This window comes from Streptomyces sp. NPDC127114 (genome assembly GCF_042677525.1).
Lineage (GTDB): Bacteria > Actinomycetota > Actinomycetes > Streptomycetales > Streptomycetaceae > Streptomyces.
In genome coordinates this window covers 9,648-35,032 of sequence record NZ_JBHXTJ010000028.1, presented here as the reverse complement: position 1 = coordinate 35,032, position 25,385 = coordinate 9,648, and the positions used below count along the sequence as shown (strand labels likewise).

The 25,385-nt window shown below is 72.4% G+C and carries 24 protein-coding genes and 2 tRNA genes; 18 read left to right on the top strand and 8 right to left on the bottom strand.

The window, feature by feature from the left end:
• Window positions 1-19: 19 nt before the first annotated feature.
• On the top strand, window positions 20-445 hold the full coding sequence (locus ACFVGS_RS25485; RefSeq protein WP_384416545.1) for a hypothetical protein: 426 nt from the start codon (window positions 20-22) through the stop codon (window positions 443-445).
• Between the two features lie 133 nt (window positions 446-578).
• Window positions 579-743, top strand: a complete 165-nt coding sequence (locus tag ACFVGS_RS25480) for a hypothetical protein (RefSeq protein ID WP_384416547.1) — start codon at window positions 579-581, stop codon at window positions 741-743.
• A 60-nt stretch (window positions 744-803) separates the two neighbouring features.
• On the opposite strand, the gene ACFVGS_RS25475 is transcribed toward ACFVGS_RS25480, so the two are convergent.
• Entirely contained in the window at window positions 804-1,361 is a 558-nt protein-coding gene (locus ACFVGS_RS25475) for a CGNR zinc finger domain-containing protein (protein ID WP_384416550.1), read from the bottom strand.
• Between the two features lie 191 nt (window positions 1,362-1,552).
• Window positions 1,553-1,966: an SsgA family sporulation/cell division regulator gene (locus ACFVGS_RS25470; protein WP_015032345.1), complete on the bottom strand. Its 414-nt coding sequence runs from the start codon at window positions 1,964-1,966 to the stop codon at window positions 1,553-1,555.
• Between the two features lie 189 nt (window positions 1,967-2,155).
• On the opposite strand from ACFVGS_RS25470, the gene ACFVGS_RS25465 reads away from it, so the two are divergent.
• Both ACFVGS_RS25465 and ACFVGS_RS25460 read left to right on the top strand, forming a co-directional pair.
• Window positions 2,156-2,644, top strand: a complete 489-nt coding sequence (locus ACFVGS_RS25465) for a TIGR02611 family protein (protein ID WP_384416553.1) — start codon at window positions 2,156-2,158, stop codon at window positions 2,642-2,644.
• A gap of 54 nt (window positions 2,645-2,698) precedes the next feature.
• Window positions 2,699-2,773: transfer RNA gene (locus tag ACFVGS_RS25460), tRNA-Val, on the top strand.
• 90 nt (window positions 2,774-2,863) lie between these two features.
• On the opposite strand, the gene ACFVGS_RS25455 is transcribed toward ACFVGS_RS25460, so the two are convergent.
• Window positions 2,864-5,341 carry an SCO7613 C-terminal domain-containing membrane protein gene (locus tag ACFVGS_RS25455; protein ID WP_385693772.1) on the bottom strand — a complete coding sequence of 826 codons (2,478 nt, stop codon included), beginning with the start codon at window positions 5,339-5,341 and terminating at the stop codon, window positions 2,864-2,866.
• A gap of 217 nt (window positions 5,342-5,558) precedes the next feature.
• On the opposite strand from ACFVGS_RS25455, the gene ACFVGS_RS25450 reads away from it, so the two are divergent.
• Together ACFVGS_RS25450 and ACFVGS_RS25445 are read left to right on the top strand one after the other, a co-directional pair.
• Window positions 5,559-6,017, top strand: a complete 459-nt coding sequence (locus ACFVGS_RS25450; protein WP_385693771.1) for an SRPBCC family protein — start codon at window positions 5,559-5,561, stop codon at window positions 6,015-6,017.
• 40 nt (window positions 6,018-6,057) lie between these two features.
• Window positions 6,058-6,129 (top strand) — tRNA-Val (locus ACFVGS_RS25445).
• 55 nt (window positions 6,130-6,184) lie between these two features.
• Here the strand turns inward: ACFVGS_RS25445 and ACFVGS_RS25440 are convergent.
• The gene (locus tag ACFVGS_RS25440) at window positions 6,185-6,913 is read right to left on the bottom strand and encodes a 3'-5' exonuclease (RefSeq protein WP_384416562.1); all 729 of its coding nucleotides are present in this window, start codon (window positions 6,911-6,913) and stop codon (window positions 6,185-6,187) included.
• 120 nt (window positions 6,914-7,033) lie between these two features.
• Between ACFVGS_RS25440 and ACFVGS_RS25435 the strand changes: the two genes are divergently transcribed.
• The 3 genes from ACFVGS_RS25435 (at window position 7,034) to thrS (ending at window position 11,035) form a co-directional block, all read left to right on the top strand.
• On the top strand, window positions 7,034-7,609 hold the full coding sequence (locus ACFVGS_RS25435) for a DUF4365 domain-containing protein (RefSeq protein ID WP_384416565.1): 576 nt from the start codon (window positions 7,034-7,036) through the stop codon (window positions 7,607-7,609).
• Window positions 7,609-8,946 carry a hypothetical protein gene (locus tag ACFVGS_RS25430; RefSeq protein ID WP_385693770.1) on the top strand — a complete coding sequence of 446 codons (1,338 nt, stop codon included), beginning with the start codon at window positions 7,609-7,611 and terminating at the stop codon, window positions 8,944-8,946. Before ACFVGS_RS25435 ends, ACFVGS_RS25430 begins: the two co-directional genes overlap by 1 nt.
• Window positions 8,947-9,058: 112 nt before the next feature.
• Window positions 9,059-11,035, top strand: coding sequence for a threonine--tRNA ligase (gene thrS / locus ACFVGS_RS25425; protein ID WP_385693769.1), 1,977 nt, complete (start codon window positions 9,059-9,061; stop codon window positions 11,033-11,035).
• An 83-nt stretch (window positions 11,036-11,118) separates the two neighbouring features.
• On the opposite strand, the gene ACFVGS_RS25420 is transcribed toward thrS, so the two are convergent.
• The gene (locus ACFVGS_RS25420) at window positions 11,119-11,817 is read right to left on the bottom strand and encodes a potassium channel family protein (protein WP_384416573.1); all 699 of its coding nucleotides are present in this window, start codon (window positions 11,815-11,817) and stop codon (window positions 11,119-11,121) included.
• A 65-nt stretch (window positions 11,818-11,882) separates the two neighbouring features.
• On the opposite strand from ACFVGS_RS25420, the gene ACFVGS_RS25415 reads away from it, so the two are divergent.
• Window positions 11,883-12,446 (top strand): HIT family protein, encoded by a 564-nt coding sequence (locus tag ACFVGS_RS25415; protein ID WP_384416576.1) that lies wholly within the window; start codon window positions 11,883-11,885, stop codon window positions 12,444-12,446.
• A gap of 25 nt (window positions 12,447-12,471) precedes the next feature.
• Here the strand turns inward: ACFVGS_RS25415 and ACFVGS_RS25410 are convergent, their stop codons facing one another.
• On the bottom strand, window positions 12,472-14,130 hold the full coding sequence (locus tag ACFVGS_RS25410) for a hypothetical protein (protein WP_385693768.1): 1,659 nt from the start codon (window positions 14,128-14,130) through the stop codon (window positions 12,472-12,474).
• Between the two features lie 208 nt (window positions 14,131-14,338).
• Entirely contained in the window at window positions 14,339-16,546 is a 2,208-nt protein-coding gene (locus ACFVGS_RS25405; protein ID WP_384416581.1) for an elongation factor G-like protein EF-G2, read from the bottom strand.
• A 296-nt stretch (window positions 16,547-16,842) separates the two neighbouring features.
• Here ACFVGS_RS25405 and pgsA point away from each other — a divergent pair, with 296 nt between their 5' ends.
• From pgsA to ACFVGS_RS25390, 3 genes are read left to right on the top strand one after another with little or no spacing between them, the layout of a single operon-like run.
• A complete protein-coding gene (gene pgsA, locus ACFVGS_RS25400; protein WP_384416584.1) occupies window positions 16,843-17,502 on the top strand; it encodes a phosphatidylinositol phosphate synthase in 660 nt (219 codons plus the stop codon).
• Window positions 17,499-18,413, top strand: a complete 915-nt coding sequence (locus ACFVGS_RS25395; RefSeq protein ID WP_384416587.1) for a phosphatidylinositol mannoside acyltransferase — start codon at window positions 17,499-17,501, stop codon at window positions 18,411-18,413. Before pgsA ends, ACFVGS_RS25395 begins: the two co-directional genes overlap by 4 nt.
• Entirely contained in the window at window positions 18,410-19,567 is a 1,158-nt protein-coding gene (locus ACFVGS_RS25390) for a glycosyltransferase family 4 protein (RefSeq protein ID WP_384416590.1), read from the top strand. The genes ACFVGS_RS25395 and ACFVGS_RS25390 overlap by 4 nt, the downstream gene beginning before the upstream one ends.
• Before the next feature lie 157 nt (window positions 19,568-19,724).
• Here the strand turns inward: ACFVGS_RS25390 and ACFVGS_RS25385 are convergent, their stop codons facing one another.
• Window positions 19,725-21,440, bottom strand: coding sequence for a ricin-type beta-trefoil lectin domain protein (locus ACFVGS_RS25385; RefSeq protein ID WP_384416593.1), 1,716 nt, complete (start codon window positions 21,438-21,440; stop codon window positions 19,725-19,727).
• A gap of 165 nt (window positions 21,441-21,605) precedes the next feature.
• Between ACFVGS_RS25385 and ACFVGS_RS25380 the strand changes: the two genes are divergently transcribed.
• The 5 genes from ACFVGS_RS25380 to ACFVGS_RS25360 all read left to right on the top strand — a co-directional run bounded on the left by ACFVGS_RS25380 (window position 21,606) and on the right by ACFVGS_RS25360 (window position 25,247).
• The gene (locus tag ACFVGS_RS25380; protein ID WP_385693767.1) at window positions 21,606-22,241 is read left to right on the top strand and encodes an N-acyl homoserine lactonase family protein; all 636 of its coding nucleotides are present in this window, start codon (window positions 21,606-21,608) and stop codon (window positions 22,239-22,241) included.
• An 11-nt stretch (window positions 22,242-22,252) separates the two neighbouring features.
• A complete protein-coding gene (locus ACFVGS_RS25375; protein WP_384416598.1) occupies window positions 22,253-22,795 on the top strand; it encodes a hypothetical protein in 543 nt (180 codons plus the stop codon).
• Between the two features lie 124 nt (window positions 22,796-22,919).
• On the top strand, window positions 22,920-23,834 hold the full coding sequence (gene pdxS / locus ACFVGS_RS25370) for a pyridoxal 5'-phosphate synthase lyase subunit PdxS (RefSeq protein ID WP_384416601.1): 915 nt from the start codon (window positions 22,920-22,922) through the stop codon (window positions 23,832-23,834).
• Between the two features lie 6 nt (window positions 23,835-23,840).
• The gene (pdxT, locus tag ACFVGS_RS25365; RefSeq protein WP_384416604.1) at window positions 23,841-24,431 is read left to right on the top strand and encodes a pyridoxal 5'-phosphate synthase glutaminase subunit PdxT; all 591 of its coding nucleotides are present in this window, start codon (window positions 23,841-23,843) and stop codon (window positions 24,429-24,431) included.
• A gap of 63 nt (window positions 24,432-24,494) precedes the next feature.
• Window positions 24,495-25,247 carry a YebC/PmpR family DNA-binding transcriptional regulator gene (locus ACFVGS_RS25360; protein ID WP_384416607.1) on the top strand — a complete coding sequence of 251 codons (753 nt, stop codon included), beginning with the start codon at window positions 24,495-24,497 and terminating at the stop codon, window positions 25,245-25,247.
• Window positions 25,248-25,385 lie beyond the last annotated feature (138 nt).

Genomic DNA, 25,385 nt, shown 5'->3' with positions numbered 1-25,385 from the left:
GCCGGGACCAGGAGGATCGATGCTTGCCGAGACCATTTGCTCCGCGGTGGCCGCGGCGGGCCTGGGCATCGCCGCGATCACGGCCTTCCGCAAGCGGTTCCTGGCCGCGGCCCGGATCGCGGCGTACGCGTTGGTGCCGCTGGGCCTGGTGATGACGGGCGCGGTGGAGTGGCTGTCGGAGACGGCCTTCAGTCCGGTCGCCTGGGCCGGCTTCGGCGTGCTGGGCGCGGCGTGGCTGCTCTTCTCGTCGACGCGGGCGATAGAGCGGCGCCGGGCCGGCCGGAAGGCGACCGCCGGGGGAGAGGGCCGGGCCGCCGTGGCGCCGTCCGCCTCGGCGCCGTCGCTCGGTTCCGGTCAGCGCGGTCCGGCGGCGAAGCCGCGGGGGCAGGCGGCGGACGAGGACTTCAGCGACATCGAAGCGATCTTGAAGAAGCACGGAATATGACCGGGATCCGATCGCTGTCTGACCGGTTCTGACGCTTCTCGCTCGCGCCCGCCACGGGATGGGGTGAACGGGGCGTGTCACGGGGTGTGTTGCGGGATCTTCGGGGTGCTCCGTGCCCCATCATCCCCCCGAGATGCTGGATACCTCGCGGGACCCCGTCCCCACCCCCACTCACGCTCCCCCGGAGGAGCCGCGCGGCTGCCTGTTCGCGCTCTCCCAGCCGCCGCTGATGATCTTCCTCGCGGTGATCGGAGGCCTGCTGCTCATGGCCGCCGTCCACGACCTGTTCCTGCTGTGAGGCCGCGTACGGGAAGTACGGGAAGCGTGCCGGACGGGGCGGGCGGAGTGCGGGAGGGGGTCAGCCCGCGGCTTCCTTGCGGCGGGCCCGGTAGGCGGCGACGTGCAGACGGTTGCCGCAGGTGCGGCTGTCGCAGTAGCGGCGCGAGCGGTTGCGGGAGAGGTCGACGAAGGCCCGGCCGCAGTCCGGCGCCTCGCAGCGGCGCAGCCGCTCCTGTTCGCCCGCGACCACGATGACGGCGAGCGCCATGCCGCAGTCCGCCGCCAGGTGGTCGGCGACCGAGGCGCCCGGCGCGAAGTAGTGCACGTGCCAGTCGTAGCCGTCGTGGTCCGTGAGCTGCGGCGTGGTGCCGGCCCCGGCGACGAGCTGGTTGATCAGGGTGGCGGCGATCCGCGCGTCGGGTGCCGAGAAGACGGCGGTGAAGCGTTCGCGCACCTCGAGCACGGCGCGCAGGTCGTCCGGTCCGAGCGTGCCCACGTCGCTGATCTTGTGGGCGTGCACGAAGGACTGCAGCGCCTGGACGTCCCCGAGCTCGTCGTCGCGGTCACCCCGCGGGGCGGTGTTCATCAGATCGACGACGGTGTCGAGGGCGATCCGGGTGTCGTGGGGGATCAGCACGATTCGCTCCCTGGCCGGCTGCGGGCGGGCGCCCGCGGAATTGCGCTGACTCTAGCGCGACCCGGAAACGGGCATCGGCGCCCCGCACCGCGCCGGCTGCGCGGTGGGAAGCGCCGATGGGGGAGGTACGCGACTGTCCGCGCGGCGCCGTCTCCCCGAGTCGGACGGCGCCGTGCGGCTGTCGGCCTGGCTCAGCTGTCGGCCAGGATGTGGGAGAGCTCCGTGTCGAGGTCGAAGTGCCGGTGCTCGGTGCCGGGCGGCACGGCAGCGTCGGTCCGCTTGAGGAACGACTCCAGGGCCCTCGCCGGGGCCTCGAGCAGGGCTTCGCCCTCGGGGGAGCTCAGTGCGATGCAGACGACGCCCTGGCCGTGGCTGCGGGACGGCCAGACACGGACGTCGCCCGTGCCGGTGGGCCGGTGCAGGCCCTCGGCGAGAAGGTCGCGGGCGAAGACCCATTCGACCGTCTCCTCGGCTCCGGTGTGGAAGGTGGCGTGCACGGCATACGGATCGGCCGTGTCATACCGCAGGCCCGCGGGTACAGGCAGTGATGACTCGCTCGACACAACGAGGCGCAGGTGCAGCTCGCAGCTGACCGTGGTGTTCATAAGCGCCAGGGCCTTTCGCTCAGTGTGCGCTCGGGGATTCGCACGTCGGCGAAATCGACATGCCACCTACGGTGCCGTTGTAAACCCCTCTGTCTGTTTTGTGATCGTTCAGGTAGCTCGTATGGGCGTATGTAACTTTGGGTAATACCGCCATTTCAGCCCGCCGGTCCCGTCCGGTAAGTTGGGGTCATGAATGCGGAGAGTGACGAGCGCACCGGGGAGTCCGCGGCGAACGGGGGCGGCGGCGCGCAGAAGCCGGAGACTCCGGCGGACACCACGGAGAGCGTGCCCGAGGGCACCGAGGAAGCGCCCCTGGGATCGCGGGCGCCGGAGTTCATCAAGGCCCGCCGTACCCTGCACCTGAGCTGGCAGGTCGGTGTCTTCGTCGTCGGCCTGGCCGTCGTGGGCGCCGGCATCGTGATGCTGCCGCTGCCCGGCCCCGGCTGGCTGGTGATCTTCGCCGGCATGGCGATCTGGGCGACCGAGTTCGTCTGGGCCCAGCTGGTGCTGCGCTGGACCAAGCGCAAGGTCACCGAGGCGGCCCAGCGCGCCCTCGACCCCAGGGTCCGGCGCCGGAACATCATCCTCACCACGGTCGGTCTGGTCATCATCGCCGTGCTGCTCGGCGTCTACCTGTGGAAGTTCGGCTTCGTCATGCCGTGGAAGATCGACCAATGACCCCGAGGTGGTTCGGGAGGGCCGCTGACATGGGGTAATGTTTGCGGTGCGCCCGGGCGATTAGCTCAGTGGGAGAGCGCTTCGTTCACACCGAAGAGGTCACTGGTTCGAACCCAGTATCGCCCACCACCCGGACCGAGGGCCCGGAGACGATCACCGTCTCCGGGCCCTCGGCGTTCCCGGCGCCGCCCGCCGCTGCGGACCGCCGCCCGCCGCCGGTCAGCGCAGCCGGCCGAGCCGCTCCCGGAGCCTGCGGGCGTCCCGCAGCCGCTGCTCGTACGTCGCACCCACCGCGAGCAGCAGCAGACCCGCCAGGGCCGGCGGCAGCCAGCGCGGCAGCGCGCCCACCGCCTGCACCACGTACGGCGCGAGCTCGTGCAGCCCGTCCAGGGCCAGCACCGCCCCGCCGAGGAGCAGCGGCGCCTGGAGCCGGAACCGTGCGCCGAGCAGCGTCACCCCGAGCGCCGCGGCGCCCAGGAGCAGCGGCCGCGTCCAGTGGGGGTCGGCCCAGGCGGCGAAGAGGCTCGGCACCAGCGTCGCCGCCAGACCCGGCCCGTACGCCGTCCACGACGAGGCCTCCGGGTCGCGGCGGCGCCGCAGCACGCCCACCACCAGGGCCGGGACGGTCACCGGCAGCGTGTACGCCTCCGGTGCCGTCACCTCCCAGACCGCGAGCCGCACCCACGTGGCGAGCAGGAACAGCCCCGCCGCGACCCACGAGGCGACCGGGCGCCGCTCCGGCCGTACCGCCGTCGCCGCCGCGACCACCCCGCCGAGCGCCAGCGCCGGCGCGAGCAGCGCGGGCCGCCCCACCGTGAGGACCAGCGCGCACAGCCCCACCGCCGCGCCCGTGGCCTCCACCGCCACCGCCACCGGACGGCGCCGCAGCCACGCACCGGCCGCGGCCGTCCCGGCCGGCACGGCCAGCAGCACGAGACCGCTCACCGCCACCCCGAGCCCGGCCGCCGCCGACCCGGCACCGACCAGACCCGCCACCGTCAGCACGGCCGCGCAGGCCCCGACCAGCCGCCGGGCCCCCTCGCCGGCCACCGCGACCGCGCCGAACAGGACCGCGAGCACTCCCAGCACCCCGAACGTGGCGCCGCGCGCGTCCAGCCCCAGCGCCACCGCCCCGCCCGCGGACGTGAGCCCGCACGCGAACGCGAGCCGGCCCAGGACCGCCGTGGGCTCCACCTCCCGCGCGACCGCGGCCATCGGGCGGAGCGCCCAACCGGACGGGGCAAGGGACGGATCCGGGGCCGGGGCCGGTCGCGCCCCTGCGCCCGGCTTGAGCCCCCGTGCCGACGGCCCTGGGCGGACGGCGAGCACCGAGGCCGCCGCCGCCGTCACCAGCATGAGCGCGAGCGTCGCCGCGTACGGCAGGTCCAGCGACACCGGCAGCGCGGTGAGCACCGCCCAGCCGAGAACGAGGGCGCCGCAGCGGGCCCACAGGCGGGGCACCACCGCGAGGGCCGCGGCCGCGAGCAGCAGCACCAGCGGAGCCGTCGCGGGATACCCGGCCAGGACGGGAGCGGAGTGCTCACCCGACCACACCGCCGTCCGGCGGGCCAGCGGCCCCAGCGACCCGGCCGCCACCGGCGGCACCGCCCACGCCACGGCGAGCCCCAGCACGCCGCCGCCCGCGAGGGCGAGCCCGTCCCGCACCGCACCGCCGGAGAGGTTCCGGACTCCGGCCGCCCACCAAGCCCCGGCCGCCAGGGCCGCACCGCACACCGCGTACGCCGGGACCTCCCAGGCCTCCGGCGCGACGGCCCGCACCAGCCCGCCCGCCGCGGCGACGACCGCCACCCCCGCCACCACGGCGGAGGCGAGCGCGGAGCCGCGGTGGCGCACCGCGAGGAACAGCAGCACCGCGGCGCACACGAGCAGCAGCGGGGCCGCGCGCAGCGGGGTCGCGAAGGACAGGAACAGACCCGTGAGCAGCGCCCAGCCGCCCAGACCCGCCGCTCCCACGCCCGCCGTCACCCGCACCGGCAGCGGCCTGGCCCACAGCACGGCGCCGAGGTCCAGGACCGCCGTCGCGAGCACCGCCCACGCGAAGGGGACGACACCGCCACCGGCGGCCAGCACACCCAGGGGCAGCGGCAGTTGGGCGGCGGCCACGGCGGCCGGAAGCGGGATCCGCAGCCGGCCGAGGGCCGAGCCGTACGCCGCCCAGACGCCCGCGAGAACCGCCGACGCCACCGCCGCGTACGCGAGTCCGCGCGTGTCCGGCAGCGCCACCCGGTGCAGGGCGTAGGCGTCGAGCACCGTCAGGACCAGGCCGAGCGCCGCCACCGACTCCGCGGTCGACCGCAGCCCGCGGCGCAGCAGGACCACCGGGGCCGACAGCGCGGCCGAGGTCACCGCCGCCAGGACCGCGGACCGGCCGCCGATGCCCATCGAACCCCAGCTGACCAGGGTGAAGACCAGCGCGGCGACGGTCAGCAGCACCCCGCCCAGGGTGAGCAGCACGTTCTGGGTGCTGCGCGGCGTCGCCTCGGCCCGCGGCGACGCCGGCACGCCCACGGACGCCGCGGCGTGCGCCGGCGGCACCGGCGCGGCGGGCAGCTGCGCGTTCAGCACCCGCAGCAGCCAGTCCCGCCGGAGCAGCAACTGCGCCCGGCGGGCGTCGAGTCGGGCCAGTTCGCGGTCGACGAGCACCAGCTCTTCCGCGGGAGGCAGGGAGGATTCCATAGCCGGAGTGTGACGCCGGACACGGGGAAAGGGGATGCGCGCGCGTACTCAGATCCGCGTCTGAGTAGCCCCTGCCCGGGCCGCCCGCGCCGGCCTCTGCCCGAGCGAGCCGCACCGGCCCCTGCCCGAGTGGCCCCCACCGGCCCCTGCCCGAGCCGCGCCGGTCGTGACCGGGCCGACCGCACCGGCCCGTGCCCGGGTGGCCCACACTGGGCCCATGGACTGGTGCCGCTACCGCTTCCGCAGCGTCTGGCGTCTTCCCGCGCCGCCCGACGCCGTCTACGCCGTCCTCGAACGGGCCGAGGACTACCCGCGCTGGTGGCCCCAGGTCCGCGAGGTCGTCGCCGTCGACGACCGCACCGGCACCGCGCGCTTCCGCTCCGTCCTCCCGTACGAGCTCGTGGTCGCCACCGAGGTCCTGCGCCGCGACCCGGCCGCCCGTGTCCTGGAGGTCGGATTGCGCGGCGACCTGGACGGCTGGGCGCGCTGGACCCTCGCCGCCGAGGGCGCCGGCACCCGTGCCCTGTACGAGCAGGAGGTCGAGGTCCGCAGCCCGCTGATGCGCACGCTCGCCGTGCCCGGACGGCCGCTGTTCCGCGCCAACCACGCCCTGATGATGCGCGGCGGACGCCGTGGCCTCGCCGCCCACCTGCGGGCCTCGCCGCCGCCGGTTTGAACCGAGCCCCGTCGGGCCTGTATGGTTCAACGCGTTGCCCGGGCGATTAGCTCAGCGGGAGAGCACTTCGTTCACACCGAAGGGGTCACTGGTTCGATCCCAGTATCGCCCACCGGGAGAGGCCGGTCCGTCGTCAGACGGACCGGCCTCAGCCGTTTCCGGCGGCCTCACGCCGCCGTCCGCAGCTCCGGGCGCAGCGGCCAGGCCGGGTCCACCGCCTCGGGCGTGCCCTGGCGGGCGAACCAGGCCTGCAGGCCCCGGGCCTGTGCCGCGTGCCACACCGCCTGGAGCGTGTGCAGTTCGGCCGGCGTCAGCCGTTCGAGCCGCGCGGTGAACCGCCGCCCCACCGCCCGTACGACCTCCATCGCCGCCTGCGCGTCCGCCGCCGCGTCGTGCGCGCCGTCCAGCACCACCCCGTACTGCTCGCACAGGTCCGTCAGCGTCCGCCGGCCCTTGCGGTAACGGTCCAGGTGCTTGTCCAGGACCCGCGGGTCGAGGACGCAGAGCGGGACGTGCTCCGTGTAGCGGGCCAGCGAGGAGGCGCGATGGCGGCGCAGCTCGCGGTCCAGGATCGTCAGGTCGAACGGGGCGTTCATCACCACCAACGGGCGTCCCGCCGCGCTCTGTTCGGCTATCGCGCGGGCCAGCTCCTCCATCACGGGCGACGGCCACCGCCCGTTGCGCTGGAGGTGATCGTCCGTCAGACCGTGCACGGCGGTGGCCCCGGGCGGCACCGGCACACCCGGGTTCACCAGCCAGCGTGTCACCCGCGGCCGCATGCCCGCCGCGTCCTGGACGACGAGGGCGGCGGACACGATCCGGTCCTCCTCGACGTCCACTCCCGTCGTCTCCGTGTCGAATGCCGCCAGGGGCCCTTCGTACCAGTGCGTCGTCATCCCCGAACTCCTCGCACGTGCGCGGCAGATGGCCATCCCCCTGCCCGAATCGTTGATACCCGGGCTGTTTGCGCCGTACGCGGACCGGTCACAACACAGGTGACGGGGAAGGGAATTGACATGGCGCTCGCCCAGCCCGAGTCGGATGGGCTGCCGCCCCAGCGGGCAGCACCGCTGCGCGGCTCACTCGCCACCACCGCCTGCATGGAGACCCTCCAGGTGGGGTACCTCCACGCGGTCGCGGCGGCGGCGGGCTGCTCGCTGTCGCAGCCGTTTCCGGACAACGGCATCGACTGGCACGTGAGTCACAGCGCTCCCGGTCACACCGTCGACGACGAGGTGACCATCAAGGTGCAGCTGAAGTGCACCTACCAGCTGCCGCCCCGGTCGGCCGGGGACGCGACCGGGTCCTTCGCCTTCACGCTCGACAACGAGCACCTGGTGAAGCTCGCGCGGACCCCGGTGGCGGTCCACAAGATCCTGGTCGTGATGCTCGTGCCGCGCGACCGGGAGGACTGGCTGCGGGCCGGGCACGACGGGCTCGACCTGCGGCACTGCTGCTACTGGATCAACCTGGCCGGGCACCCGGTCACGGGACGGCGCAGGACCACCGTGCGCATCCCGACGGCACGGATCTTCGACGACCGGGCGCTCTGCGAGATCATGGCCCGGGTCGGCGTGGGAGGGAGACCCTGATGCACCGGCCGATCGACGAACCCGAGAACGGGGCCGGTCACGGCCTTGACCGGGGCCTCCCGCCCGCACACCCGGGCCCGCCCTCCTTCCGGCCCCAGCCGCACCCCGCCCCCGGCGACCTGCCCGGTCACTGGAGCGGCGTCCCCGCCGCGCCCGTCGGGCCCTGGGCGGACGCCGCGGAGGCCCCCGACCCGGGCGGCGTCGACCCGCGGGTCCTCGGCGCGCTGCTCGCCCGGCACGGCTGGCGCCGCCGCGGCGGCGCCGTCGGCCGCTACAGCCGCTGGTCACCGCCCGGACCGGCGTCGGTCAGCCGCGGCACCAGCCTCCTCGTACCGGAGAGCCGCGCCTTCCCCGACTGCGAGGACCTGATCGGCGAGGCGCTGACCGCCCTCGCCCGAAGCGCCGACCCCAGCGCCCGCGAGGTCCTCACCGGACTCGCCGTCCCCAGCGACGAGATCCGCTGGTGGCGCGACGTGCCGCCGGGACCCGCCGGCTCCGTGCCCTGGCCCGTGCAGGAACAGCTCAGGAGCGCGGCGCGCGGAGTGCTGCTCGCCGGCGCCCTCGCCGTACGCGGCCGCGCCGGCTACCACGGGGCCCGGCACCGGCGGCAGGCGCAGACCTCCCTGGAGTCCGTCGTCGTCGGCGCGGCGCCGGGTGGCCGCGGCCTGACCGCCTTCCTGCCCGTCGACCCCGGCCGCCCGGTGTCGGTGCGGCTGTACCACGCGCTCCACGCCGCCCGGGAGGCCGTCGACTACCGGCGCGCGACCGGCGGCATGGAGGCCTTCGACACCGCCGTCGAGGCCGGCGTCAGCCGCGAGCTCACCGAGGCGCTGGTCGGGCTCGTGCGCGGCACCGAGGGCGCGAGCATCGCCCTCGCATGGTCCCCGGCCGCCGGCACCCCGGCCGGCTGCGCCGCGCGCCCCGAGCCCGTCGAGTTCTCGCCCGGCGACCTGCCGGCGCTGCGCGAGGCCGGCGCCCGCTATCTGCGCGACGAGCCCGCCGTACCGGTGCGGATCACCGGCGCCGTGGTCCGCATGCGCCGCTCCGGCCCGCGCGGCGAGGGCACCGTGCGGCTGCGCGTCCTCGCCGGGGCCGAGGTCGGGCACGTCCGGGTCACCCTCGACGAGGACGCCTACCGCACCGCCGGCCACGCCCATCTCCTCGGCCTGCCCGTCCGGGTCACCGGCCGGCTGGAGAGCCGCGGCGGCTTCCGCCGCCTGACCGACGCGACCGGCCTCGTACCGGTGCAGGTGGACGAGGCCGAACGGGACCGGATGATGAAGTCGCTCCACGATCCGGACTTCTTCGGGGAGGCCTGCGGGCCGGGCGACGACTGAGGCCGGGCGGGGCGCCCCGGGTAGGATCAAGGCTGCGCGGCACCTCGTCTCTGCCGTGCACCGTTGGCGCCGGCACCTCGTGTCTGCCCGCGCCCCTATGTATGGAGCACCCGTGTCTGAAGTCCGTGTGACCGTCCGGTCCGCCTCAGGTTCAGAGGAGAGGACGGTGAGCGCGGGCACCACGGCCGGCGCCCTGTTCGCCGACGACCGCACCGTCATCGCCGCCCGGGTCGCGGGCGAGCTGAAGGACCTGTCGTACGAGCTCGCCGAGGGCGACGTCGTCGAGGGCGTGGAGATCTCCTCCGAGGACGGTCTGAACATCCTGCGCCACTCCACCGCGCACGTGATGGCCCAGGCCGTGCAGGAGCTGTTCCCCGAGGCCAAGCTGGGCATCGGCCCGCCGGTCCGGGACGGCTTCTACTACGACTTCGACGTCGAGAAGCCGTTCACGCCCGAGGATCTCAAGGCCATCGAGAAGCGCATGCAGGAGATCCAGAAGCGTGGCCAGCGCTTCTCGCGCCGTGTGGTGACCGACGAGGCGGCCCGCGAGGAGCTCGCCGGCGAGCCGTACAAGCTGGAGCTCATCGGCATCAAGGGCGCCGCGTCGACCGACGACGGCGCGAACGTCGAGGTGGGCGGCGGCGAGCTGACCATCTACGACAACCTGGACGCCAAGACCGGCGAGCTGTGCTGGAAGGACCTCTGCCGCGGTCCGCACCTGCCGACCACCCGCAACATCCCGGCGTTCAAGCTGATGCGCAACGCCTCGGCGTACTGGCGCGGCGACGAGAAGAACAAGCAGCTCCAGCGCATCTACGGCACCGCCTGGCCGTCGAAGGACGAGCTGAAGGCCCACCTCGACTTCCTCGCCGAGGCCGAGAAGCGCGACCACCGCAAGCTCGGCACCGAGCTCGACCTCTTCTCCATCCCGGACGAGATCGGCTCCGGCCTCGCCGTCTTCCACCCGCGCGGTGGCATCATCCGCCGGGTCATGGAGGACTACTCGCGCAAGAGGCACGAAGAGCACGGGTACGAGTTCGTCTACTCGCCGCACGCGACCAAGGGCGCCCTCTTCGAGAAGAGCGGCCACCTGGACTGGTACGCCGAGGGCATGTACCCCCCCATGCAGCTCGACGGTGGTACCGACTACTACCTCAAGCCCATGAACTGCCCGATGCACAACCTGATCTTCGACGCGCGCGGGCGCAGCTACCGTGAGCTGCCCTTGAGGCTGTTCGAGTTCGGCACCGTGTACCGGTACGAGAAGTCCGGTGTCGTGCACGGCCTGACCCGGGCCCGTGGCTTCACCCAGGACGACGCGCACATCTACTGCACCCGTGAGCAGATGTCGGAGGAGCTCGACAAGACGCTCACCTTCGTCCTGAACCTGCTCCGTGACTACGGTCTGACCGACTTCTACCTGGAGCTGTCCACCAAGGACGAGAAGAAGTTCGTCGGCTCGGACGAGGTGTGGGAGGAGGCCACCGAGACCCTGCGGCAGGTCGCCGAGAAGCAGGGCCTCCCGCTGACCCCCGACCCGGGCGGTGCGGCCTTCTACGGCCCGAAGATCTCCGTGCAGGCGAAGGACGCCATCGGCCGTACCTGGCAGATGAGCACCATCCAGCTGGACTTCAACCTGCCGGAGCGCTTCGACCTGGAGTACACGTCGGCGGACGGCTCGCGCCAGCGGCCGGTCATGATCCACCGTGCGCTGTTCGGCAGCATCGAGAGGTTCTTCGCGGTGCTCCTGGAGCACTACGCGGGCGCCATGCCGCCGTGGCTGGCCCCCGTGCAGGCGGTCGGCATCCCGATCGGCGACGCGCACGTCGAGTACCTGCAGGAGTTCGCCGCCGAGGCGAAGAAGAAGGGCCTGCGGGTCGAGGTGGACGCCTCGTCGGACCGCATGCAGAAGAAGATCAGGAACCACCAGAAGCTCAAGGTGCCGTTCATGATCATCGTTGGCGACGACGACATGAACGCGGGCACGGTGTCGTTCCGCTACCGCGACGGCTCGCAGGAGAACGGGGTTCCCCGTGACGAGGCGCTGGCCAAGCTCGTTGACGTGGTGGAGCGACGCGTCCAGGTGTGACGTGCTCCCCGCGTGAGCGAGGATGGTCCGCCGATGCTGCAGCGCGTGTACGGAACCGCGTCCTGCTCCCCGCCTCAGCGGGGCTAGGAGGCCCCCGGGGAATCCCCCGGGGGCCTCTTCCCGTCCTCCCGCTCGTCCTCCCGGGTGAACGCCTGGATCAGCCAGGACGAGAACGAACCCGTCACCGCGCCCAGCAGCGCCAGACCGCAGCCCATCATGCCCACCGCCGTCAGCCGCCCGACCGGCGTCACCGGGACCTCGTCCCCGTACCCGACCGTCGCCAGCGTCGCGCACGCCCACCACACCGCGTCCCCGAACGTGCGGATCGAGGCGCCCGGCGCGTCGTACTCGACCTCGTACACGGTCAGCGCCCCCGCGAAGCCCAGCAGGCCGGCCGTCATCCCCGCGTACGCCATGACCCGGGCGTGCAGCGAGAGCCGGGGCTGGTCGTGGCGGCGCTGCACCCGGTCGTAGACGCTCACGATCCGCAGCGGGCGCAGCAGCGGCAGGACCAGCACCACCGTGTCGAGGAGGTGGTGCCGTACGAAGCGGACCAGGCCGAGGCCGCTCAGCCGGAGCCGTACGACGTAGTCCACGAGGAAGACCGCCCAGGAGGCGAAGGTGAGGGCGAGACACAGGTCGCGCACGGCCGGCGGCAGGTGGTGGACGAGGATCCGCACCGCGTAGGCGCCGAGGAAGACCAGGGCGGTCACCGTCAGCGGGGTCTCCATCCAGCGGTCCCAGCGCTCCTGCGCGGGCGGGATCGGCGGCCTCTCTCTCATCGGATCAGCATGGCCCCTGCATGGATCCCGCGCCCCGGCGACACGTTCCGAACGGGCGAAGCAATATGCTGCACAGCATGACGACTGAGCCGGAGCAGCAGATCGGAGTGGGAACGCAGGACGCGTTCCAGCGCCTGTGGACGCCTCACCGGATGGCGTACATCCAGGGCGAGAACAAGCCGACCGGGCCGGGTGCCGAGGACGGCTGTCCGTTCTGCACGATCCCCTCGAAGTCGGACGAGGACGGCCTGGTGATAGCGCGCGGCTCGAGCGTGTACGCGGTGCTGAACCTCTACCCGTACAACGGCGGCCATCTCATGGTGGTCCCGTACCGGCACGTCGCCGACTACACCGACCTCGACGCGGCCGAGACGGCCGAGCTCGGCGAGTTCACCAAGCGGGCCATGGTCGCGCTGCGCGCGGCCTCGGGCGCCCACGGCTTCAACATCGGCATGAACCAGGGCACGGTCGCGGGCGCCGGCATCGCCGCGCACCTGCACCAGCACGTCGTTCCGCGCTGGGGCGGCGACACCAACTTCATGCCGGTGGTCGGCCACACCAAGGTGCTGCCGCAGCTGCTCGCCGACACCCGGAAGATGCTGGCCGACGCCTGGCCGGCCGGCATCTGATCCGGGTCCGTCCGCGGCGCCCGCCCTACGCGTCGTAGATGTCGGCCTTCTTCGGGCCGGGGTCCTGGATGCCCCCGCTGAGGACCAGCGAGCGGGCGCTGAAGCGCTCGGTGTCCACGCCGTGATCGTCGAGCACCCTGATGGTCGCGGCGTGCACCGCCCGCAGCACCGGCGTCGCCGCGCGGATCGCGTCGTCGGCCATGAAGCGGTGCCGCCAGGGCTGGCCGGCCCAGGCGTGGCGCAGGCCGAAGGGCTCCGGCAGGACCAGCTTGCCGCCGAGGAAGTCCAGGACCGGCGGGAACCAGGTGAGCGGGGCGCGCACGGCCTGGCGCACGACGTCGTCGGTGTCGGTCAGCGGAAGCTTGATCTCCCGGGTCTCCCAGAACCTGACGGTCTTGGAGACCTCCTTGGTCTTCGCCTTCGGCTTGGTGGTGAAGAGCGAGTGGACCGGGCCGAGGGCGTGGCCGGTGACCTCGACGCGCAGGGTGTGGTGGAGCGAGGTGACCGTCACCATCATGGTCAGGACCAGCTGACCGTCCCAGAGCGTGAACTGAACGCCCAGGTAGTGCCGGTTTCCGCTGCCGAACTGCTGGTCGTTGCAGATGCGCTGTATCTCGTGCGGCTTCACCTGGAAGTGCACGATGTTCTCGCCCTCGGGGCGGGCGACCTCGTCGGCGCCCTCGCCGACCGGCGACACGATCCAGTGCTTCACGGTCGGCTTGGGGAAGCCGGTCTTCAGCGAGCCGCGCTCGAGGAGCGTCAGCTCGGTGTGGATCTGCCGGACGACGTCCCAGGCGCGGAAGTCGTGGATCTCCTTGCCGTCGCGGGGCACCAGCTCCTCGGCGAGGGTCCAGCTGCCCCATCGGGTGCCCATGCCCAGTATTCCCTTGGGGCCGGCGTAGAAGACGACGTTCGACTGCTGCTCGGCGCCCAGCTTCTCCAGGTTGAGGCGCAGCTCCTCGGCGGCCTTCTCGGTCGGGTCCTTCGGTACCGCCTCGGGCACGGCGGCGCCGAGTCCGCCGCCGCTGAGCAGCGCGGTCCAGCGCTCGCGCAGGTCCTGGGCGGTCCTCTCGCAGATCCGGCGGGCCAGGAACCAGCCGACGACGGGCGCCACGATCATGGCGCGCAGATAGTTCGGCAGCAGCCCGTCGAACGGCAGCTTGAGGAGGACGAGCAGGGCGAAGAGGCCGGCGGCGGCGAGCAGGGCGGTGCCGACGGCGCTGGTGCGCCTGTTCTCGGAGCCCGCGGCGATCCGGCGCAGCTGGATCACGCCCAGCCACAGCAGCAGACCGGGCAGGAACAGCACGCCGAAGAAGAAGGTGACCAGGGTCAGCTTGATGTCGCGCTGCTTGCGGATGCCGGTGGCGGCCAGGCAGTGCTCGACGACCGGCTGGGGGTCCGCGCCGAAGGACTGGATGAGGGGCTTGCGGGCGCCGCCGAGCATGCGGACCTGGACGGCGCGGGAGAAGGCCTCGCCGAGGTCGGGACGGAAGAGCTTCTTCCATTTCCCTTCCTTGACGGTGGACTTGTGCCACTCGTTGTTGGCGTCGAGGATCGCCTCGACCGGGCTGTCGCGGTACGCGGCGGAGGCGAGCGCATGGGTCGCCGCCGTCTGTGCGTCCGATCCCTGGAGGGGGATCTGCGCCCCGGGTCCGAAACTGCCGATCGTCACTGCCGCCCCCATCACCACGGTTCCTGTGCGGGCTGTTCCCAACTGCCGCGCCCCGCACACCTTCTGAGCTGGGCACCACAGCGTAACCGGGTGGCGACGCATGCGTCACCGGAGCGCGAGGGGTCGGCCGAATGCACGAGGGGTCGGCCGGATGCCGCCCGCCGGAGGGGAGTCGGACGGGCGGCACCGGCTGTCGACGCGTCGGCCGGCGACGCGTCAGCTACGCGGCCTTCGCCGCCTGTTGGCGCATCTTGTCCGCCAGATGCGCGGGCATCGCCTCGTGCCGCGCGTACGAGCGGTCGAAGCTGCCCGTGCCGTGCGAGACGGAACGCAGCTCGACCGCGTACCGTCCGATCTCGATCTCCGGCACCTCGGCCCGCACCACCGTCCGGCCCGGCCCCGCCTGCTCGGTGCCGACCACCCGGCCGCGCCGCCCCGACAGGTCGCTCATCACCGCGCCCACGTACTCGTCCGGGACGAGCACGCTCACCTCGGCCACGGGCTCCAGGAGGTGGATCGCCGCCTCGGCCGCCGCCTCCCGCAGGGCCAGCGCGCCGGCCGTCTGGAAGGCCGCGTCGGAGGAGTCGACCGAGTGCGCCTTGCCGTCCCGCAGCGTGACCCGGATGTCGACCAGCGGATAGCCGGCGGCCACGCCACGGGCCGCCTGGGCGCGTACGCCCTTCTCGACGGACGGGATGAACTGGCGCGGTACGGCCCCGCCGACCACCTTGTCGACGAACTCGATGCCGCTGCCCGGCGGCAGCGGCTCCACGTCGATCTCGCAGATCGCGTACTGGCCGTGGCCGCCCGACTGCTTGACGTGCCGGCCGCGCCCGGCCGAGGGCCCGCCGAAGGTCTCGCGCAGCGACACCTTGTGCGGCACCGTGTCGACCTGCACGCCGTACCGCCCGCGCAGCCGCTCCAGGGCCACGTCCGCGTGCGCCTCGCCCAGGCACCACAGGACGACCTGGTGGGTGTCCTGGTTCTGTTCGAGCCGCATGGTGGGGTCCTCGGCCACGAGGCGGGCGAGGCCCTGCGAGAGCCGGTCCTCGTCGGCCTTGCTGTGCGCCTCGATGGCGAGCGGCAGCAGCGGCTCCGGCATCGTCCAGGGCTCCATCAGAAGCGGCGCGTCCTTCGAGGAGAGCGTGTCGCCGGTCTCGGCGCGCGCCAGCTTGGCGACGCAGGCCAGGTCGCCCGCGACGCAGTGCGCGAGGGTGCGCTGCTGTTTGCCGAACGGCGAGGTCAGCGCGCCGACCCGCTCGTCGACGTCGTGGTCCTCGTGCCCGCGGTCGGCCAGTCCGTGCCCGGAGACGTGGACGGTCTCGTCGGGCCGCAGGGTGCCGGAGAAGACCCGGACGAGCGAGATCCGGCCGACGTACGGGTCGGAGGAGGTCTTCACGACCTCGGCGACCAGCGGCCCGTCGGGATCGCAGGTCACCGCCGGGCGCGACTGCCCCTCCGGGGTGGTCACGGCCTGCGCCTCGCGTTCGAGCGGGCTGGGGAAGCCGCCGGTGACCAGTTCGAGCAGTTCGACCGTGCCGAGGCCCTGTTTCCCGCCGTCCGTCGCCGGGGCCGCGGCGAGCACCGGATGGAAGGTGCCGCGCGCGACCGCCTTCTCCAGGTCGTCGACCAGTGTCTTGAGGTCGATCTCCTCTCCGCCGAGATAGCGGTCCATGAGGGTCTCGTCCTCGCTCTCGGCGATGATCCCCTCGATCAGCCGGGCCCTGGCCTCCGCGATCAGCGGCCGCTGCGTCTCGTCGGGCGGGTCCTCCCGGCGCACGCCCGTGGAGTAGTCGAAGATCCGCTCCGTGAGCAGGCCGACCAGACCGGTGGTGGGCGCGTGCCCGTCGGCGCCCTCGGCGCCGCGTACGGGCAGGTACAGCGGGAGCACGGCGTCGGGGTCGTCGCCGCCGAAGAGCGAGCCGAGGAGCTCGGTGAGGGCGGTGAAGTCGGTGCGTGCCGTGTCGAGGTGGGTGACGACGATCGCCCGCGGCATGCCGACGGCGGCGCACTCCTCCCACACGGCGCGGGTCGAGCCGACCACCGCGTCGGCCTCCTGGGCCGCCGAGACGACGAAGAGGGCCGCGTCCGCCGCGCGCAGACCGGCCCTCAGCTCCCCGACGAAGTCGGCGTATCCGGGAGTGTCCAGGATGTTGATCTTGTAGCCGCCCCATTCCACCGGGACGAGCGAGAGCTGTACGGAACGCTGCTGACGGTGCTCGATCTCGTCGTAGTCGGAGACCGTGGCGCCGTCCTCGACCCGTCCTGCCCGGTTGACCGCTCCGGCGGTCTGCGCCAGGGCCTCGACGAGGGTCGTCTTTCCCGATCCGCTGTGGCCGACCAGCACCACGTTCCGTACGGCCGAGGGCCGGTCGGCCGTTGGAGCCCTGCCGGCGGCTCCGGAGTGGGGGTTCGCCTTGTCGCCCATGATTTCTTCCTCCCGACTGCTGCGTACTGCTCGTGCGGTGAGGTGTCCTTCGAGCTTTGCACCGACGTCATGGCTCGTCCATACGTCGTACGCGCACGCGGCGCGGCGACGGGACGATCGGGGCAAGCGCGCGGCGCGGCGACGGGCCGCGCGCGGTGCGGGCGCCGGGCCTCCGCCGGGGTGCCGACGCCACAGGCGGGTGCCGCCGCTCCCGCGGGGGCCCGCGTGGCTACGATGGGTGAGCCGGTGGTCGTAGGGGCCGCGCGGCCCACGAACCTCGGGAAGGCCTCAAGGCCATGCTGAACAAGTACGCGCGTGCGTTTTTCACGCGTGTCCTCACACCGTTCGCCGCGTTTCTGCTCCGCCGGGGCGTCAGCCCCGACACCGTCACGCTCATCGGCACCGCCGGAGTCGTGGCCGGCGCCCTGGTCTTCTTCCCCCGCGGCGAGTTCTTCTGGGGCACGATCGTCATCACGCTGTTCGTCTTCTCGGACCTCGTCGACGGCAACATGGCCCGGCAGGCCGGTGTCTCCAGCCGTTGGGGAGCGTTCCTCGACTCGACCCTGGACCGGGTCGCCGACGGGGCCATCTTCGGCGGTTTCGCCCTCTGGTACGCGGGCGGCGGCAACGACAACGTGCTCTGCGCGGTGTCGATCTTCTGCCTGGCCAGCGGTCAGGTGGTGTCCTACACCAAGGCGCGCGGCGAATCGATTGGCCTGCCGGTCGCCGTCAACGGTCTGGTCGAGCGCGCCGAGCGGCTGGTGATCTCGCTGGTCGCGGCGGGTCTGGCCGGACTCCACGCCTTCGGCGTGCCCGGCATCCAGGTGCTGCTGCCCGTCGCCCTGTGGATCGTGGCGGTCGGTTCGGCGGTGACCCTCGGGCAGCGGGTGGTGACCGTACGCAGGGAGGCGGCGGAGGCCGATGCCGCCGCACGGGGGAGCGAGGCGGCGTCGTGAGCGTCAAGGACAGTGTGACCGACGGCCTGTACGGCCTCGGCTGGGCCACCGTGAAGAAGCTGCCCGAGCCGGTGGCGAAGGGCCTCGGCCGGCGGATCGCCGACACGGCGTGGAAGCGGCGCGGCAAGAGCGTGCTGCGGCTGGAGTCCAACCTCGCCCGGGTCGTGCCGGACGCCACGCCCGAGCGGCTCGCCGAGCTCTCGAAGGCGGGCATGCGCTCGTACATGCGCTACTGGATGGAGTCCTTCCGGCTGCCGACCTGGAGCAAGGAGCGGGCCGCCGGCAGCTTCGACCCCAAGGACGTGCACCATCTGACGGACGGCCTCGCCTCGGACCGGGGCGTCATCCTCGCGCTGCCGCACATGGGCAACTGGGACCTCGCCGGCGTCTGGGTCACCCGCGCGCTGGGCGTCCCCTTCACGACCGTCGCCGAGCGGCTGAAGCCCGAGTCGCTGTACGACCGGTTCGTCGCGTACCGGGAGTCCCTCGGCATGGAGGTGCTGCCGCACACCGGCGGCGCCGCGTTCGGCACGCTGGCGCGGCGGCTGCGGGCCGGCGGCCTGGTCTGCCTGGTCGCGGACCGGGACCTGTCCGCCTCCGGCGTCGAGGTCTCCTTCTTCGGCGAGAAGGCCCGGATGCCCGCGGGGCCGGCGATGCTCGCCCAGCAGACGGGCGCGCTGCTGCTGCCGGTGACGCTCTGGTACGACGACACCGACGTCATGCGGGGGCAGGTCCACGCACCGATCGAGGTACCCGAGTCAGGTACCCGCGCCGAGAAGACGTCCTCCATGACACAGGCCCTCGCCGACGTCTTCGCCGGGGGCATCGCCGAGCACCCGGAGGACTGGCACATGCTTCAGCGGCTGTGGCTCGCCGACCTGGAGGAGCGCGAGGGGGAGCGGCGCACGTGAGGATCGGCATCGTCTGCCCGTACTCCTGGGACGTGCCGGGCGGCGTCCAGTTCCACATCCGCGACCTCGCGGAGCACCTGATCAGGCTCGGCCACGAGGTCTCCGTCCTCGCGCCCGCCGACGACGAGACCCCGCTGCCGCCGTACGTGGTGTCGGCGGGGCGTGCCGTGCCCGTGCCGTACAACGGCTCCGTGGCCCGGCTCAACTTCGGCTTCCTGTCGGCGGCGCGGGTGCGGCGCTGGCTGCACGAGGGCACCTTCGACGTCGTCCACATCCACGAGCCGACGTCCCCGTCGCTCGGCCTGCTCACCTGCTGGGCGGCGACCGGGCCGCTCGTGGCCACGTTCCACACCTCCAACCCGCGTTCGCGGGCGATGATCGCCGCGTATCCGATCCTCCAGCCGGCGCTGGAGAAGATCAGCGCGCGGATCGCGGTCAGCGAGTACGCGCGGCGGACGCTGGTCGAGCACCTGGGCGGCGACGCGGTCGTCATCCCGAACGGCGTCGACGTCGACTTCTTCGCCCGGGCGGAGCCCAAGAAGGAGTGGTCCGGAGGCACGCTCGGCTTCATCGGGCGGATCGACGAACCGCGCAAGGGCCTGCCGGTCCTCATGCGGGCCCTGCCGAAGATCCTCGCCGAGCGGCCGGACACCCGGCTGCTCGTCGCCGGCCGCGGCGACGAGGAGGAGGCCGTCGCCTCCCTGCCGCGCGAGATGCGCTCCAGGGTCGAGTTCCTCGGCATGGTCAGCGACGAGGACAAGGCGCGGCTGCTGCGGAGCGTCGACGTGTACGTGGCGCCCAACACGGGCGGCGAGAGCTTCGGCATCATCCTCGTCGAGGCGCTGTCGGCGGGCGCGCCGGTCCTCGCCTCGGACCTGGACGCCTTCGCCCAGGTCCTGGACCAGGGCGGGGCGGGCGAGCTCTTCGCCAACGAGGACGCGGACGACCTGGCGAACCGCGCGATCGCGCTCCTCGGAGACGAGACCCGCCGCGCGGAGCTCAGCGAGCGCGGCTCGGCGCATGTCCGCCGCTTCGACTGGTCGACGGTCGGCGCGGACATCCTGGCCGTCTACGAGACGGTGACGGACGGCGCGGCCTCGGTGGCCACGGACGAACGCGCGAACGGCGGCCTGCGGGCCAGGCTGGGCCTGTAGGGCCCGGGGCTTCCCCCTGCCGGAAGCCGTGAGGACGAAGGGGCCGGCCCTGGGGAGGGGCCGGCCCCTTCGTCCGTGTCCGCGTCCGGGGGACCGGGTGCGGGGACCAGGCCGTCTCTTTCGGATCCTGGCCGGGTCCTGGTCCGAAAGGAACGGCCTAGAAGCCCTTCACCACCCAGTCCTGGGCGTCGGGGGTGGGGCTGCCCTGGGTCCACAGGGTCAGCCACACGCCGTTGTTCAGGGAGTTGCCCTTCGGCGTGATGGCCTTGCCGTAGGCGTTCACGGCGCTGCCGTCGGCCGACGGCGAGAACCGCTGGACGTCACTGGCCGGATTGCACGTCCAGAGGGTCAGCAGTGCGCCGTTGGTGTTGGCGCCGTTCGCCTCGGGGGTGATGCACTTGCCGCTCGCCTTGTGGACGATCAGGCCGTTCTCGTACTTCCACCGCTGCACGTCCGATCCCGTGCAGGTCCACACGGTGATCGGAGTGCCGTTGGCGGTGCCGTTGCCCTGGGGCGTCGCACAGACGGAGCCCACCACGTGGAAGTTGGTGAGCCAGCTCCAGCCGTCGACGGGCTTGCCGGCGTCGGGCTCGATGTCGAACACGACCCTGCGCGGCCCGCTGGAATCCACCAGGGCCTCGTTGGCCCCCCAGAGCCGCTTGGCGAGCGGGTCCCAGGACAGGCCCTGGGTCAGCTGCGGCGCCTGGGTGAGGACGTGCGGCGCCTCGCCGGGCTTGGCCACGTGGATGCAGGAGTAGAGCTCGGTGCCGCCCGGCCAGTACGTCGGGCAGGTGCCGCTCATGTAGTAGGTGGTGCCGTCCGTGGCGGTGCCCTGGATGCCCCACACGGGAGAGGTGTAGCCCGTGGTCTCCGAGGCGACCGTGGCGGGCAGGCCGGTGCCGAGGGTCGACAGCGGCCAGCGGACGATGCGGGCGCCGCCCTGGCTCCTGTTCTCCACCGAGACCAGGGCAGGGGTCGCTCCCGAGCGGTCGATGCTCAGGCTGCTCAGGCACAGCTCGTTGTTGACCGACGGACCGCACGCGCGGGGGCTGTTGTTGACGTAGGCCGTGGAGAGGGCGTCGACCGCGGCGCTGCTGACGGTGCTGTAGCGGGCGACGAGCGGCATCGCCCAGAGGTGGTAGCGGGCAGAGGTCTTGCCCGCCGAGATGCCGGTGAGGGCGCTCGTGGTGTCGGTCATGCGCCACATCCGCGTCAGGTCGAAGACCTGGAGCTCCGCGCCGTTGGCGACGAACAGCCGGTTGCCGTACCAGGCGACGCCGTCCGCGTGCGAGGGGTACGCGAGCTGCTTGAAGTTGCCGGTGATCGGCTCCACGAGCGCGATGTGGCCGTACCGGACCTGGCCGCCGGCCGACTCGGCGATGGTGACCCGCGCGTAGTCCTCGACGGTGGGCGGAGTGCGGTCCTTGACGTACGTGCCGTGGTACCAGGAGGTGGCCGTGAGGGACCGGCCCGCGTACAGCCCGTCGGCGGTGGCGGCATGCGAACCGGCGAAGCCCTGCGGCATCCAACCACCCGCGGCGTCGGCGTAGTTCGACCGGTCGTCCTCGTCGTCCCAGCAGAACCCGGCGGGCTTCAGGGCGCCGTTCAGACCGGTGGCGTGACACAGCCCCGGGCGTCCGGTACGGGCGCCCAGGACGTCGGTGACGGACGCCCTGGTGACTCCGGAGGCCTCGGCGGAGTCGATGAGGGCCGTCTTGTCGCCGTCCACGCGGGTGAGCTTGAAGTTCGCGGCGAACGGGTCAAGGCCCGAGGCGGCCTGCGCGGACTGGGTGGGAAGCAGGACGGAGGCGGCCACGGCCGCACCGAGGGCAAGCCGGGCGACACGGCTTCTTCGTCCGAACATGAGTTTCATTCGGGCAGGCTAGCCGGGGCCGGCCTCCCATGATCATCTCCTTCACCAGGTCTTCACGCGGCTCTTCCGGCAGGTCACGGCGTCGCCCGGAGTCGGCGCCGAGAGTCTCAGGTGCGGAGGAAGGGACGGGTTCCGCGCTCGGCCGGCCCGTGGCAGCCTGGGGCGATGATCTCCGTCGAGCGCCTCGATCTCGGATACTTCGTCCGCCCCGCCGCGGAGTGGGGCGGCCCCCACGACCGTGAGGAGCCCGTGCTCGCGTACCTCGTGCGCCACGACGGCGGGCGCCTGCTCTTCGACACCGGCATGGGGACCGGGTCTCCCGAGACCGACGCGCACTACCGTCCGGTGCGCCGTCCCCTGGAGATCGGGCCGGAGGACGTCGACCTCGTGGTCAACTGCCATCTGCACTTCGACCACATCGGCGCCAACCAGCGCTTCCCCGACACCCCCGTGCTGGTCCAGCGCACCGAGCTCGCCATCGCCCGCGCCGGCGGCCACACCATCGACTCCCTGCTGCCGGGCGTCCGGTACGAGGAGATCGACGGCGAGCACGAGATCGCACCCGGAGTGCGCGTCGTCCCGACGCCCGGGCACACCGAGGGCCACCAGTCGCTGGTGCTGGACGAGGGCGACCGCCTGACGGTCCTCGCGGGACAGGCGTACGACTTCGCGCACGAGTTCGGGAAGCCGTACCGCCCGTGGCTCGGGCGGATCGGGGAGCTCGCGGCCGGGCGGCAGGTGCGCGTCCTGTTCGCCCACGACCACGAGCTCTGGGAAGGGACCCTGCCGCTGCCCCGGTAGCCTGTGCGCCCGTGACCCAAACCCTGATCTGGACCGTCGTCGCGCTGATCCTCGTCGGCGTCTACCTGAGCTGGACCGCCGGGCGGCTCGACCGGCTGCACACGCGCATCGACGCCGCGCGGGCCGCGCTCGACGCGCAGTTGCTCCGCCGGGCCTCGGTCACCCAGGAGCTCGCCACCTCCGGCGTGCTCGACCCGGCCGCGTCGATCGTGCTGTACGAGGCGGCGCACGCCGCACGCCAGGCCGAGGAGGACCACCGCGAGGTCGCGGAGAGCGAGCTCAGCCAGGCGCTGCGCGCGGTGTTCGGGGAGCCGGAGCAGGTCGAGCTCGTACGGGAGGCGCCCGGCGGCGAGGAGGCGGCCGGGGAGCTGGCGGCGGCGGTCCGCCGGGTCCCGATGGCCCGGCGCTTCCACAACGACGCCGTACGGGCCGCCCGGGCGCTGCGCCGGCACCGGAAGGTGCGCTGGTTCCGGCTGGCCGGCCACGCCCCGTTCCCGATGGCCTTCGAAATGGATGACGAACCGCCCGCCGCACTTGCGGATCGTCCCAGCTGACCCGCCTCAGCCTTCGTTAGCTGAGAAAACGATCCACCGGCTGCACATTGGCCCTTGATGTGGACCGGTCGTGGCCTGTTTCCTCGCTCTTGTCGTCAACCCCGTTGTCACATGTGAGGTACCCGTGTCCACCACGCCTTCCACCACCCCCCAGTCCCCCGAGACCGGCACCGCCCGCGTCAAGCGCGGCATGGCCGAGCAGCTCAAGGGCGGCGTGATCATGGACGTCGTCACCCCGGAGCAGGCGAAGATCGCCGAGGACGCGGGTGCGGTCGCCGTCATGGCCCTGGAGCGGGTCCCCGCGGACATCCGCAAGGACGGCGGCGTGGCCCGCATGTCCGACCCGGACATGATCGAGGGCATCATCAACGCCGTCTCCATCCCGGTCATGGCCAAGTCCCGCATCGGCCACTTCGTCGAGGCCCAGGTCCTGCAGTCCCTCGGCGTCGACTACATCGACGAGTCCGAGGTCCTGACCCCGGCCGACGAGGTCAACCACTCCGACAAGTGGGCCTTCACCACCCCCTTCGTCTGTGGCGCCACCAACCTGGGCGAGGCCCTGCGCCGCATCGCCGAGGGCGCGGCCATGATCCGCTCCAAGGGTGAGGCCGGCACCGGCAACGTCGTCGAGGCCGTCCGCCACCTGCGCCAGATCAAGAACGAGATCGCCAAGCTGCGCGGCTTCGACAACAACGAGCTGTACGCCGCCGCCAAGGAGCTGCGCGCCCCGTACGAGCTCGTCAAGGAGGTCGCCGAGCTCGGCAAGCTGCCGGTCGTGCTGTTCTCCGCCGGTGGCGTCGCCACCCCGGCCGACGCCGCGCTGATGCGCCAGCTCGGCGCCGAGGGCGTCTTCGTCGGCTCCGGCATCTTCAAGTCGGGCGACCCGGCCAAGCGCGCCGCCGCCATCGTGAAGGCCACCACCTTCTACGACGACCCGAAGATCATCGCGGACGCCTCCCGCAACCTGGGCGAGGCCATGGTCGGCATCAACTGCGACACCCTGCCCGAGGCCGAGCGCTACGCGAACCGGGGCTGGTAAGCACCGATGAGCACCACTCCCGTGATTGGTGTCCTGGCACTCCAGGGCGACGTACGGGAGCACCTGATCGCCCTGGCCGCGGCTGACGCCGTGGCCAGGCCCGTCAGGCGCCCCGAGGAGCTCGCCGAGGTCGACGGCCTCGTCATTCCGGGCGGCGAGTCCACCACCATCTCCAAGCTGGCCGTGCTGTTCGGCCTGATGGAGCCGCTGCGCGAGCGGATCGCCGCGGGGATGCCGGTCTACGGCACCTGCGCCGGCCTGATCATGCTCGCCGACAAGATCCTCGACCCGCGCTCGGGCCAGGAGACCTTCGGCGGCATCGACATGATCGTGCGCCGCAACGCCTTCGGACGGCAGAACGAGTCCTTCGAGGCGGGCGTCACCGTCGCCGGGATAGACACCCCCGTCGAGGGCGTCTTCATCCGTGCCCCCTGGGTGGAGTCCGTCGGTGCCGCGGTCGAGGTGCTCGCCGAGCACGACGGCCACATCGTCGCCGTCCGGCAGGGCAGGGTCCTCGCCACCTCTTTCCACCCCGAGCTGACCGGCGACCACCGGATTCACGAGCTGTTCGTGGACATGGTGCGCGCCGAGCGGTGACCCGGTCCTTGTAGGATCTCTGGGGTTCGTTCAAGAAGTTGGTTACGCGAAGGAGACAGGCAGATGTCCGGCCACTCTAAATGGGCTACGACGAAGCACAAGAAGGCCGTGATCGACGCCAAGCGCGGCAAGCTCTTCGCGAAGCTGATCAAGAACATCGAGGTCGCGGCCCGGACCGGCGGTGCCGACCCGGACGGTAACCCGACGCTGTACGACGCCATCCAGAAGGCCAAGAAGCAGTCGGTTCCCAACAAGAACATCGACTCGGCCGTCAAGCGCGGCGGCGGCCTCGAGGCCGGCGGCGTCGACTACCAGACGATCATGTACGAGGGCTACGGCCCGAACGGTGTCGCGGTGCTCATCGAGTGCCTCACCGACAACCGCAACCGCGCCGCCTCCGACGTGCGCGTCGCCATGACCCGCAACGGCGGCTCCATGGCCGACCCGGGCTCGGTGTCGTACCTGTTCAACCGCAAGGGCGTCGTCGTGCTGCCCAAGGGCGAGCTGACCGAGGACGACGTCCTGGGCGCCGTCCTCGACGCGGGCGCCGAGGAGGTCAACGACCTCGGCGAGAACTTCGAGGTCATCAGCGAGGCCACCGACCTGGTCGCGGTCCGCACCGCGCTCCAGGAGGCCGGGATCGACTACGACTCGGCCGAGTCCAGCTTCGTCCCGAGCATGCAGGTCGAGCTCGACGAGGAGGGCGCGCGCAAGATGTTCAAGCTGATCGACGCGCTCGAGGACAGCGACGACGTGCAGAACGTCTTCGCCAACTTCGACGTCAGCGACGAGGTCATGGAGAAGGTCGACGCCTGATCGGCGGCCTTGACCGGGTCTTCGCGAGTTCTCGCGAGTTTTCGCGCGTATTCGCGGGCTCTTCCGCAGCGGGGCGGGCCGCCCACACCCCCCCGCCCCCCCCCGGGGTAAATGAGGACCAAAAGAAAATATTAAAAA